This is a genomic window from Candidatus Hydrogenedentota bacterium, assembly GCA_019695095.1.
Taxonomy (GTDB): domain Bacteria; phylum Hydrogenedentota; class Hydrogenedentia; order Hydrogenedentales; family SLHB01; genus JAIBAQ01.
Genome location: JAIBAQ010000004.1, coordinates 67936 through 80106, shown reverse-complemented (window position 1 = coordinate 80106; position 12171 = coordinate 67936). Strand labels below are relative to the sequence as shown.

Sequence of the window (12171 nt, the reverse complement as noted above, 5' to 3'; positions counted from 1 at the left end):
GGAAACGTGTCTGTCCCCGTCCTCCGCCACTAGATCATGTTTGAGACGACGTGAAACGCATGGCGCGGATTGCGGATCGCGCGCTTAACCATCTCCGGCCAGGTATAGTTGCGAAACGCCTGACGCGCGCTCAATTTGAGAAATAGCCGCTTTTGCTGTTCCGGGGACATGGCCGGATTGCAGTTGAACGTATCCGGATCTCCTGCGGTGAACTTGTCCCACGTAATGCCGGCCTCCCGAATCTGATCGGCAAATTCATCGAAGAGCGCAGTCCCCGGATAGGGCGTCAGATAGTGTATCGACGCGAAGTCGATCTTCGCGTCGCGAATGAACTTCCGCGTCAGTTCAATGTCTTCGGGGGTCTCACCGGGAGTTCCGATAATAAAGCAACCGCGCACGCGCAACCCTGCCTCGTGAATCAGGCGCGCAGCCCGCATGTTGTCCTCCACCGAGGCATGCTTCACCATGCGCTCCAGCATGCGTTCGCTGCCGCTCTCAAATCCGATGGTGATCTGAACGCACCCCGCGCGCTTCATGAGTTGCAGCACATCCGGTCGAATGCGCCGCGCATGGATCTGGCATTCCCACTTTAAGCGGTCAAGACCATTCTCGATCATCGCTTCGCATATGGCGCGAAAACGATCGATATCGGTGGCCATCAACTCGTCGTAGAAGGCGATGCTTTCAATGTGATGCCTATCCACGAGGTACTTGATCTCGTGAACGACGCGCTCGGGACTGTGGAAGCGCAGTTTGGTCTCCCGCTTCGAGTTGATGCAGTAGTTGCACTCGAAGGGACAACCACGGCTGGTAATGATTCCGAGGGTTCGATAGGAAAACCCTGCTATCTCCTCCCCCGCCGACGCGTAGAGATCCAAATCCAATTGATCGCGCCGAGGCTCCGGAAGAGAATCGAGATCGGGCGGCACTTCGATGTCGACGATGCCTTCCAGCTTCCCGGAGGTTACCGCTTTGGGAAAGGTCCATTCGGCTTCGCCACGGATCACGCAATCGCCGTATTGAATGGCTTCTTCGGGCATCGCGGTCGGATGCGCGCCCCCCATCACGACGGTAAGGCCTCGTTCCTTCTTGATTCGCTCCGCCAGTTCATACGCGCGAAGCGCATACATGGTCATGAAGGAGATGCCGACGATATCCGGACGAAAGTCATCGAGATGGTCTTCGACATTCTGACCGGCGATTTCATCGATGATGCGCGCCTGATGGCCATCGGCCTGAAGCGTGGCCGACAGATAGGCCAACCCCAAGTTCTCCTTCTTTAGAGAACGGGGGACGCTCGGGTTGATCAGTGCAATCTTCATCAGTGGGCTCCGACAACTTTGAAGAATCGAGCGGCGCTGTATTTGCCCAGGCGCACCATCCCACCAATGCCCTCGCGGCGGAACGCGTTTCCAAAATGGTGAAGCAGAGTCCGCGGGCGGCGCGTAAGCATGTGCCATTGCCAGCGGCTCCAAGCGCGTTCGTACATCGCAGCAATGTCTTCGGCGGAGTAACCGGGGTACGAAACCACGGCCTCGCCTGCCGGGTTAAACTGCATCCAGCTTTCCTTCGTCAGCCAACCGTTGTGTTTGGCCTTCTCGTAGAAAGCCGTGCCTGGATAGGGCGTCGCGATGGCAAACTGCAGGGTGTGCGTATTGAGGCGAAGCGCGAAGTCGATTGTGCGCTCGGCACTCTCGCGCGTTTCCCCCGGCAAACCCAGCAGGAAGTTCGCATGCGTGCTGATGCCGAATTCGCGGCAATCGCGGACGGTCCTCGCAACGTCTGCCGGACTCTGATCCTTCGGAATTTGGCGCAGCACTTCCGGGTCTGCGCTTTCGACGCCAAATTTGATGGCGCGGCATCCGGCATCCGCCATAGCGGCGATAACCTCGCGCTCAATGACCGCATTGCCCATGCAACTAAAAGGCAACCCAAACTTCCGCGACTTGTACTCTTCGCAAAGCGCCACAATATGCTTCGGATTGATGGTGATCGTGTCGTCGTCAAAGTAGATCTCATCGGGATGGTACAAATCGATGAGCGTCTGAATCTCGTCGCACACCTTCTTTGGGTCGCGCCGGCGGTAGTTGCGCTTGCCAGCAAATGGAGCAATCGTGCAGAAGCCGCATTCAAGCGGACAACCGCGAGACGTGAGCACCGTGACGGAGCGGCCCAAACAGAACGGGTCGTTGTACTTCTCCATGGCCATCGTCTCCCACGGTGGCCGCGGCACGCTATCCAAATCTCGTAACAACGGCGCGAACTCGGTTGCCGGTGAACCGGGCAGATTCAGCCACGGCTGCGGTTCAAACGCGAGCGCCTGCGGGATAACCTGGTCGTACTCGCCTCGAATGACTGCTGAAAATCCAACTTCAAGGTGTTCACCGGGGGTCGCGGTCGCGTGTGCGCCACACGCGATTGTTGGCTTTCCCAATGCCCGCAGAGTCTCGACATCAAACGACCAGCTAGGCGCGCTGGTCTCCATAACAACGACATCCGGATTGAACGCGTCTGTGATCGAGATCAGTTCTTCATTCGACGTGTTTGTGGCGATGCAGTCCACAAGTTTCGCCTCGTGCCCATCCGCCATGAGGCGCGCGGTGGCATAGGCAAGCTGGAAGGGAAATGGATGATAGTCGATGCCCACGGACTTCTGCTTGCGCCCGTGAGGCCACCGCGATCCCGCGCGGCAAAACGGCCCGGGGGGATTGAGTAGCAGAACCTTCACGACCGGCCTTCCTTAAGCATCATTGAGTCCCGGCTAAATGAACTCGAACTGAGCATCGTTGTGCACCATCACTTCATCCATGATTTGATTGTACTTCACGAACCGGCAATCCAGGTTGTTGCATTCGTGAGGCTTGATGCCGTCTATCGCGCGCCAATGGTTCTCGCTGTACCAGAGATCGCGCAACGGCGTGGAAAAACAATTGCCGATACTGTGCTTGTCCTTCCGGTGGCGATAGTAGCAGCAGAGATAGACCTCACCCAGCGGGTCGACCGTAAGCTGCAGCGGAGTCAGCCAGCACCGCGTCGTCATATTTATCTTCTCCGTACCGCCCACGATCACCATTTCGGGGTACCGGACGCGCAACTCCGAGAGCAGAGAATCCACGTGGTCGCACTGCTCCTGAGTCAGCTCGGAATCGACAAGCCGCGCTGCTTTGAATTGAATGGAATCGACTCCAAGTCTGATGGCCAGCTTGACGCAGTCCTCAAGCTCGATGAAGTTGTTCTGATCCAGCACTACCTTGACCGAAATTTTCACGCCCGTTCCGCGCTCTCGCCGTAGCGCCAGCATGTCTGCAATGTTGGCGCACACGGCCTCAAAACGCGCCTCCGGCGTGCGAGGGCGTTTCACTTGATCCACCATTTCCGGTGAAGCGCCATCAAAGCCGACGCGCACATAGCTCGCGCAATCGACGAGAGCGGAGGCCAGTTCGCCCTTGAGCTTGGTGCCGTTTGTGAGCAAACCCACACTGGTGCCTTTACTCTTCATATCCCGAACAAGTTCCGCGAGATTGGGATGCAACGTCGGCTCACCGCCACCGCAGAATTCGACGCCCTGCACACCAAGCGCGCGCAGATCGTCGATGAGTTTGAAGAGATTCTCCTTCGACATGATGCCTTTGGTTTCGCGGCTCGTGTTCTCATAGTTGTATTCGCACCAAAGGCAATCCTGGTTGCAGACGTACGTGGGATAGACGATGGCAGTGCGTGGCGCAGGCATGACGCGATCGCGAATCATGCGCGCTTCGGGCCAATGCGTAAGAATGCGCGTCTGAAGCGTGTCGAAGACACGGGAGTCCCGAGCGGCCTCCCCCCTGCTCTCTGCGTCGGGCAGGTCCACTCTGAATGCATCCGACCTTCCGTTGCCTCCTTCTTCGCGCTCCACTATCGACTCGGGGTTTGCTTTCGCCATCATCCTCGCCTTATTTCGGTTTCTTCACCGTTGTGAAGTCCCGTTCCGTCATTCGCGTATACAGAGCTGGATGGAACTGCTTTTCACGAGGTTCCTTCATCTTCTTGATTACAAACTTCGCAATGCTGAGTTTCGATTTCGGGGTCAACTTCACCTTGCCTTCCTTCGTAAGATAAAGCTCGATGAAGATCTCGTCCTTGATCGTAAACGACCGCGTGACTCGCGTATTTGCACGCGAACTCACGGCGGTCAACGTATGCCTGCCCTGCAACAACTCAAGCAGGTACTTTCCGTCGTTCACGTTTCGCCCCATGCTGAAGTTGCGATTGATTGCCAACTTGTCGTCAATAAACACTTGGACGTCCATGGGGGACATCGATTTTGCGTCGTCATCCACAAATACGTGCAGGAACGCCTTGCCACGCTTGGCGTGGTCACTCCCGCCCGTTGTGCTGCAGCCGCTCATGGCAACGCAGCCTGCCGCTACTACGAGTGAAGTTGCTATCCACTTGCTGGATCTCAAGTACTGCATTAGTTGTTACCCACAAAACCCACAAAGTTTGGATCGCGATGGGAAAAGTACTGCACGAAACTCCTGAATCCGTGCAGTTTGGCTCTCAAGTCCGAAAAGCTCTGAATATTCCGGAGCATTCTCCACATCTGCCTCGGGCGCAAATAGAAATTCTTAAGACCCTCATCGATGAAGCCGTTGATCTGCTCGGCGTTCAACCCAGGTAGTTCTTGTGTCGACTGCTGCTCGAAGTTTTCATCAACCCAATCGCGCCACCGTGTCTGCTTCAGGTAACCATTCTCTTTCGCCCAGTTGTAGTACGAAGTACCGGGATAGGCGACAACAGCCGTGAACTGCGCCGTGTCGATAGGCAATTGCAGCGACAAGTCGAGCGTCTTTCTCGCTGTATCCTCCGTTTCTCCGGGGCCGCCAAACATGAAACACCCATGCACGCGAATGCCTGACTTGTAGGCGTTTTGAGCGAAGCGGTGCATCTGCGCAACCGTCGCCCCTTTCTTGACGTTGTTCAACACTTGCTGATCGCCGAATTCGAATCCGACACAAAGCCAGCGGCAACCGGCGCGTTTCATTAGCTTCAAGACTTCCAGATCGTTCACATCGACGCGGGCATTGGCGCTCCACGAAATAGGCACCTTTCGTCGTATCATCTCCTCGCAGAGTGCGACAAGGCGATCTTGCGAGCTGCGCATCGTCAAGGTGTCGTCCTCGAACATGATCTCTTTCAAGTTCGGAAAGAGCTTCATGTCGTATTCGATTTCATCGACAACGTTCTCGACACTCCGAGTGCGATAGGTGTGCCCGTTCATGACCTGCGGCAACTGACAGAACGTGCACTTGGCGCGACAGCCTCGCCCGCTGATTAGCGTGAGGAATGGGAAGAGCTTGCCAAAGTCGTGGTAATCGTGAATGTCGATGTGTTTCCAGGCGGGAAACGGCAATTCATCGAGATTCTCGATGTACGGCCTGCCCGGATTCGCCACGTACCGTCCGCCATCCATCCACGCAAGGCCCAAGCAGTCCTTAACCGCGACACCGTTGGCAAGATCACGAATCGTGTAGTCGTACTCCGCAATCGCCACGGCATCCAATGCGCCATCGGCAAGTCGCAAGGTGTCTTCAGGTTCTGCCGTCACGTGAGGCCCGATCATGACGTGTAATCCGCCCACAGCCTCTTTGCATTTTCGGGCCGACTCAATGTCGGCATTAATGGAAGGAGTCGTCGCCTGGTAGACGACCATGTCGGGCGCAAACTCCTTCAACCGGGGCAGGAGTTCTTCGGTGGGCATGTTTTTGGCCTGCGCATCTACAAAGAGAATAGGATGACCTGCCGCCTCGACTACCGCCGCCGCTGTACAGAAATAGTCAGGATGCCGCTGCACGCGGCCCCTGGACCGCGCAAACCAGCGTGCGGACTTCGTGAAGTCCTTGCCAAACATCGGGTTGAGGAACGCTACGCGCATTTTGTGCCGCCTCTATGCTTTGCCCTAACGTCAGGCAGGTTTCCACAGCTTTCCGAGATAGGTCTCCGTTCCCGTGAACCCGCAGGCAATGGCCTTTAACAGCGGTTCCCTCACATCAGGAAACACCCGAATCGAGGAAAGTTCATCCAGGGGGATAAAACGGACCTCCACAACTCGCTCGTCAATACCTCGTTGTATGACACCCGAGACGATTTCCGCCTCGAAATAGAGGTTGACCGTGTGCCGCGAACGATCAGGCGCAATGCTGTCATTGGCAAGCACAAGGTCGCCCACTCGAATTTTGACCGACGCCTCTTCCACCAGTTCCCGTTCCAGCGCTTCAGTCAGCGATTCGCCGTAGTCCACTCCCCCGCCGGGCAATAACCAGTACGACTCATTGCCTTTGACATGACGCACCATCAACAGCTTGCCATCCTCAACGATGACCGCCGCCACGCGCACCCTGGGTGAACTGGGCGGCGACTCTTGCGGGGGCGTCTCCAGCGGATCGGGAATCAATCCTGTCGAAACGGCCAAGTCACTCTTTTCGTTCATGACGCTGGTACCTGCTCAATGTACTCTCTCAGTACCCCTTTCAACACCGCATCAATCTCAGCATCCAGAAGTATCGATTCGCCGTCATAGCTCTTATCGTGAACACGGCCTTGCTGATATACGCGGGACACGATACCAGCATTGCTCTGCGGTATCCGCAGAGTCACTCGGCTGCGACGCAACGACAAGGTGCGCTCGATTGCATTAAGAAGCGAATCCAACCCCTGCCCGGTGCGGGCGGATACAGCCAGACTTTCTCCAGGACCTGCCAGCAGCTCTTGGACAAAGGCCTCGTTTGCGGCATCAATCTTATTAAACACTCGGATTATCGGCGACGAGCCAACCTCTATCTCTTCCAGCACGTCGTAAACCGCCTTAACGTGGTCCATCACGCCTTCATGCGATGCGTCTGCAACCAAGAGGATGACATCCGCCTCAACGACCTCCTCAAGGGTCGCGCGAAACGCCGCCACCAATGAATGCGGCAGCTTTCGGATGAATCCCACGGTATCGGTCAAAATGATGTGGCCGCCCCCGGGCAACGGGCACTTGCGGCTGCAGGGATCCAAGGTCGCAAAGAGCTTGTCCTCGACAAACGTTTTCGCGTTGGTCAGCGCATTGAGAAGCGATGACTTGCCGGCATTCGTGTATCCGACCAGCGCAACGGTTCCCACGCTGCTTTCGTTGCGCTGCTTCCGCTGAACGCGCCGATGCCTCCGAATCGCTTCGATATCGGCTTGGAGATGCGCTATCCGTCGGCGGATAACGCGCCGGTCGACTTCCAATTTCTGTTCACCGGGGCCGCGCGTACCGATACCAGCGCCCAAGCGCATCATCTCCACGCCACGGCCGGTAAGTCTCGGCAGGGTGTACTGGAGCTGGGCCAACTCGACCTGATGCTTGCCTTCGTTCGTCTTCGCGCGCTGCGCAAAGATATCGAGAATCAATTGGGTGCGGTCGAGGACCTTTCGGTCAAGTGCTTCCTGAAGTTTGGAGCCCTGCGTAGGCGTAAGTTCCGAGTCGACGAGTACAAGGTCAACTTCCTGCTCATCGCAGATAGTCTTAATCTGCCGAACCTTGCCGGCGCCAATGTGGGTCGCGGGACAAGGTTGTGGAAGGCGCTGGACAAACGAACAGACCACCGTGGCCCCCGCCGTTTGAGCAAGCCGTTTCATCTCGCCCAAAGACTCCTCAATCTCGTCTGTGGAGTCGCTGGGAAGCGCAAGGCGCACTAGAACTGCCTTTTCGATGATAGGTGGTTGTTCAATCTCAATCATGGATTGTGGCGCCGCAGGCGCGTCCCGTTCCAAACTTGGGTAATTTATACACGATCTGGAGTACAATAACCAGAGGATTATACAATATATGGTGTGTACGGTCTACAGCCACTCAGGACAGCGCGGTTTTATCCCGGATTTCTCACGAGCACACTCGACCTTCTCTCGTAACCAGCGCGTTTGCAGGACTTACGGCGAAATGCTTCGCAGTTCTCCTAAGACACCGTCTGCTCGCGAGAAATCCTCATGGCACAGCCTCAAAGTCTTGCACATGAGCAATTTGCGTCGGCGCTCAACCGCGCCGATGCAAATTGCGGATTATGCCTTCAAAGACCATGTATCCGGCACAAGAACTATAGCATGCGGACTAGAATGCGACAAGCGGCGGGGGTGTGTCTTGACAGGCCATCACACTACCCGGCCGGAGCAACGGTCGCCCGGTTCAGCTTGTAGACGCGCAAGTCCTGCCAGCCGGGGAAAACGCGCACTTCGGATGCAATGCCGTTTTCCTGAAGCTTCTTCTCGAATTCCTGTGCGTTGATGGGGTATTCGGCGTAGAACACCCCCCAAGCCTGTTTTCCTTCGTTCACCGCCTTTATCAGGTGCTCAGGGAATTCCTCCGGCGACACTACAGGCGATGCGCCATGTTTCAGGTAGTAGTTCACGGGAATCCGTGAATTGATGTCGGTTGCAGCGAAGGCGTCGCTCGGGCTCGCATTCTCGTTTACATAAGCTATTCCATTCAGAAAGTCCGGGCGCAGTGGACGTACGAGATCGGTACAGAGGAGAGCGTACAGACACGCAAGCAGCGTTACGGCTGCGGCGCGCAACCCACGAGACGGAATTAGCGCAATGGCGCTTCCGACTCCAAGGTAAGATGCGAACGCGGCCAGGTAAACGTAGCGCTCGATGTAACAGGGGCGAACGATATATGAAGTCACATACAGCAGTGCAGGGGGGAGCACCAGCCAAATCGCCAAAAGCAGGGTAATCTCACGATTGCGTACGCGGACATCCGGAGGACAATCGGACGGAGGCGCCAGCACAGTACGATAGACAAGCCATATCCCCGCCAAGGCAAAGACTCCAGCAAGCGCGATTGCCGCTGTCACCCCGCCAATCGCGTGGGCCAAGGGATCGAATACATCCATCTTGCTCCCTGGAAATGCATACAGGAACGTATCAATGAACCGCGCTCTCCATGGCAGTGGAAGCCACGCCATCTCATCATTGGGAGGAGTCTCCTTTGCCGTCAAAACATACAAAGGAATGGCCAACACAGGAACCGCCGCCGCGATGCCCCAACGAACGATCAGTCCGAATTCGCGCCACTTCGTCGCAAGTAGAAAGACCCCAAACACGACAAGAAGAGGCAGCGAGAGAATATGTGTCCAGGCCATACAAGCCGAAGCAACCGCATGCACGCCCCACCACCAGCGAGGCCCTTCGTATAAGGCACGGTAGAGTGCATAGACGGAGAGCACGCCGAAGAAAAACGTAAATCCGTACATGCGCAGTTCCTGCGACTCGAAAATCAGCAATTTGGAGCAACTCGCGCAGAGCATCGTCACCAAACCGGCAACATGGCCTTGAAGCCGCCGCCCAAAGTCATAGAGGAGAAGAAGTGTAAGAAGACTGGAAGCGAGCGGCAAGATGCGCCAAGCCAACGGCGACGGACCTACAATATTGCTCCAATAGTACTGCGCCACAAAATACAGCGGCAAGACCTCGGGGGGGTCATCGTGGGCGCGGCTGATCATGTATTGGATCAGCCCCGGCTGCAGAAGATGGTTAGCGCAGGCCAATTCGTCGCGTGACAGCGATTCATCCTGAATTCTGTAGACTCGAAGCAATACCGCAACAAGCAACACAAGGATTACGCTCAGAATCTGGAAAGCAAGCTTCCCTCTTGAGCTGCTTTCCCGCGAGCCGCGAGGTGTGGCGTTCTGCGAATCTTGTGTATCCACTGTGCCTCCATGCCCCGAACCTTCTTTTGGGGTTCGTAGGAGCGGTCTATGAAGAAAACCGACGCAACACGCAAGAGATAACTCACAGATAGGAGTTGGTCCCGGTTGCACTATGCTCACCGGCCTTGCTCCGTGGTGAGCTTCGTGCATCTAGACCGGATTAGGCACGGATGAGTGCCCAAATGTCAACCTCGGCTTTGGAAATGGCCCAAATCCATGCGAAAGTTGAAATAACGAAAGCAACCCCACCTAACTTCAATGGTATCACTGTTTACAGCAAGGCGATAAACGAATGGCATGGTACTTCAGGCGCCACTTGGGGTACGCTCCTGCAATAGAGTCGTGAGCCGATTCGGCGGTGCCGGAGCACCCGGCGCAACAAGTGCGTGTCGGAACAGTGGACAATTCACTTGCAGGAAGGGGCACGTCTCGTGTAACCTGCGAAAACGGAAACACTTGCACAAACGATGTCTGGGACGTATAATGCGTTCCGTTCTAGCAGTTTGGGTGAATAAGCTGGATTTCCACAAAGCAGCATGACCCTGGCGTAGCGAAGGAGGATCTTCTTCCGTGACGATGACCAAGCGCGAACTCGTGATCCGGGTGGCTAACATGTTGGGCATGACCCAAAGCGATGTGGCCAAGATTATCGAGGGCACATTCGAAACCATCTCGCGAACCCTCGCAGAAGGTAACCGCTGGGAATTGCGGGACTTCGGTGTCTTCGAGGTGAAGACAAGGGCCTCTCGGATCGGTCGTAATCCTCGTACTGGTGACCAAGTACCAGTCCCCGAACGCCGTGTGGTGACTTTTCGGCCGGGTAAGCAGATGAAGGAGCTTATCGCTACGACCGTACCGACGGCGACAGAGGATTCGCCCGGTTCGGAGCCGCCAGCTTCTTTTGCGGGTGACTCCAGTTCGGCAGAGCCGCCACAACCCCTTTTCTAGCAGTTCAAGCGTATTTGTAGCCGAGGTCCATCGGAGGCCAGTCTACGAGGCTGCGCCCCCGGCAAGGTGTCGTTCTGACCCTGTCATTTGCGCCAACGCAAATTGTTCACGGGCAGCATTCTGAGGGTATGCCATGCGGACTTCACACGACAGGACTGCGTGTGGTGCGAAGCACCTTGGGTGTCGCTGCAAGTCTCCAGAATGCAGTAAATACGAGACAGATTCGCGTTTGTTCGTGAGAAATCTGGATTAGTTGTACATCCCTATAAGCCGTTCAAACTGTTTAGTTTACTGCGCACATTTGATCCTGTGCGCGATCCGGCGTTATCATCTATAAGCCATGAAATTACTCGCCGTAGACACGTCCACTTCAAGCCTCTCTATCGCCATCTGCCGCCAAGACTCGGTCCTCGTCGAGGCGACCCTGGAGTGTGACCGCCGCCATACCGAGCGCCTGCTTGCTACCGTCGACTGGGCCCTCAAGGAAGTCTCGTTGACCCTGGCTGACCTCGGTGCACTGGCCGTTACGATTGGACCTGGCTCGTTCACTGGACTCCGAGTAGGTCTTGCAGCAATGAAGGGACTGGCTGTGGGCGCGCGGCTTCCGCTGATCGGAGTCCTAACCCTTGATGCCATGGCGCGAATGGTTGGAATCTCGAGCGGAACGGTATGTCCGCTGCTCGATGCCAAGATGGGTGAGGTCTTCGGCGCTGCATACGCCATTCAGTCCCTCTCCCCTGTCAAGCTTTCCCCCGATCGAGTGTGTTCCGTTCAAGCTTTCTTGGAAAATGCACCTGCCGAGGCTTACTACCTTGGCGACGGCGCTCTGCTGTATCGATCGGAGATTGCGCGCATGCGCCCCGAATCTCACATATTGGGCCCCTTGTTCGGCGCTCCGCGCGCATCCGCCGTAGCGCAGGAGGCTCGTCACATTCTTGAGTCTGGTGCCGTGGCGACGAATCCGGACGAAGTGGTCCCCGTATACTTGCGCGTATCCCAAGCAGAGCAGGCGCGCGACAGAGCGGTTGTCTCATGAGTGTGAGCGAATCCACAGCACTGAGCTTTGTGCCCATTGAACCCAAGCATATTCATGCGCTTCTTGAAATCGAGTCCGAGGCGTACCCAGAGCCTTGGACCGAGGGCATGTTTCGAGAAGAGGCACGCAGCTACCGATCCCATTTCTACGTCGTCTTCATGGGTGATCTGATTATTGGTTACGGTGGATTCTGGCTTGTGCTGGATGAAGCACATATCACAAGCGTCACCATTCGCAACGAATACCGGGGTATCGGGTATGGGCGTCGCTTGCTGGATTTTCTTCTCGCGAAAGCCGTTGAGGTTGGCGCGCGAATGGCGACGCTTGAAGTGCGCGTTTCCAATCATCGGGCACGCGTTCTCTACGAGCGCGCGGGCTTCCGTCCCGTGGGACTTCGTAAGAACTACTATCCCAAGACCGGCGAAGATGCCGTTGTCATGCTCAAGGAACTTGAATAAACATGTTGAATTGCGT

At 56.1% G+C, this 12171-nt stretch carries 11 protein-coding genes; 3 read left to right on the top strand and 8 right to left on the bottom strand.

Annotation, left to right across the window (positions count from 1 at the left end; genetic code table 11):
* Nucleotides 1-29 precede the first annotated feature (29 nt).
* The 8 genes from K1Y02_01520 to K1Y02_01485 form a co-directional block, all read right to left on the bottom strand.
* A complete protein-coding gene (locus K1Y02_01520; protein MBX7255010.1) occupies nucleotides 30-1322 on the bottom strand; it encodes a B12-binding domain-containing radical SAM protein in 1293 nt (430 codons plus the stop codon).
* The gene (locus tag K1Y02_01515) at nucleotides 1322-2728 is read right to left on the bottom strand and encodes a radical SAM protein (protein ID MBX7255009.1); all 1407 of its coding nucleotides are present in this window, start codon (nucleotides 2726-2728) and stop codon (nucleotides 1322-1324) included. The genes K1Y02_01520 and K1Y02_01515 overlap by 1 nt, the downstream gene beginning before the upstream one ends.
* A 33-nt stretch (nucleotides 2729-2761) precedes the next feature.
* Complete coding sequence (locus K1Y02_01510; GenBank protein ID MBX7255008.1) at nucleotides 2762-3925, bottom strand: radical SAM protein; 1164 nt, start codon at nucleotides 3923-3925, stop codon at nucleotides 2762-2764.
* A gap of 7 nt (nucleotides 3926-3932) precedes the next feature.
* The gene (locus tag K1Y02_01505; GenBank protein MBX7255007.1) at nucleotides 3933-4454 is read right to left on the bottom strand and encodes a hypothetical protein; all 522 of its coding nucleotides are present in this window, start codon (nucleotides 4452-4454) and stop codon (nucleotides 3933-3935) included.
* Nucleotides 4454-5914 (bottom strand): B12-binding domain-containing radical SAM protein, encoded by a 1461-nt coding sequence (locus tag K1Y02_01500; GenBank protein ID MBX7255006.1) that lies wholly within the window; start codon nucleotides 5912-5914, stop codon nucleotides 4454-4456. The genes K1Y02_01505 and K1Y02_01500 overlap by 1 nt, the downstream gene beginning before the upstream one ends.
* Before the next feature lie 30 nt (nucleotides 5915-5944).
* Nucleotides 5945-6469 carry an NUDIX domain-containing protein gene (locus tag K1Y02_01495; GenBank protein MBX7255005.1) on the bottom strand — a complete coding sequence of 175 codons (525 nt, stop codon included), beginning with the start codon at nucleotides 6467-6469 and terminating at the stop codon, nucleotides 5945-5947.
* Nucleotides 6466-7746, bottom strand: a complete 1281-nt coding sequence (hflX, locus tag K1Y02_01490; protein ID MBX7255004.1) for a GTPase HflX — start codon at nucleotides 7744-7746, stop codon at nucleotides 6466-6468. The genes K1Y02_01495 and hflX overlap by 4 nt, the downstream gene beginning before the upstream one ends.
* Before the next feature lie 413 nt (nucleotides 7747-8159).
* Complete coding sequence (locus K1Y02_01485) at nucleotides 8160-9713, bottom strand: glycosyltransferase family 39 protein (GenBank protein ID MBX7255003.1); 1554 nt, start codon at nucleotides 9711-9713, stop codon at nucleotides 8160-8162.
* 576 nt (nucleotides 9714-10289) lie between these two features.
* Between K1Y02_01485 and K1Y02_01480 the strand changes: the two genes are divergently transcribed.
* The 3 genes from K1Y02_01480 (at nucleotide 10290) to rimI (ending at nucleotide 12155) form a co-directional block, all read left to right on the top strand.
* Nucleotides 10290-10661, top strand: a complete 372-nt coding sequence (locus K1Y02_01480) for an integration host factor subunit beta (GenBank protein MBX7255002.1) — start codon at nucleotides 10290-10292, stop codon at nucleotides 10659-10661.
* 340 nt (nucleotides 10662-11001) lie between these two features.
* Nucleotides 11002-11697, top strand: a complete 696-nt coding sequence (gene tsaB / locus K1Y02_01475) for a tRNA (adenosine(37)-N6)-threonylcarbamoyltransferase complex dimerization subunit type 1 TsaB (GenBank protein ID MBX7255001.1) — start codon at nucleotides 11002-11004, stop codon at nucleotides 11695-11697.
* Nucleotides 11694-12155 carry a ribosomal protein S18-alanine N-acetyltransferase gene (gene rimI, locus K1Y02_01470; GenBank protein MBX7255000.1) on the top strand — a complete coding sequence of 154 codons (462 nt, stop codon included), beginning with the start codon at nucleotides 11694-11696 and terminating at the stop codon, nucleotides 12153-12155. Before tsaB ends, rimI begins: the two co-directional genes overlap by 4 nt.
* Nucleotides 12156-12171 lie beyond the last annotated feature (16 nt).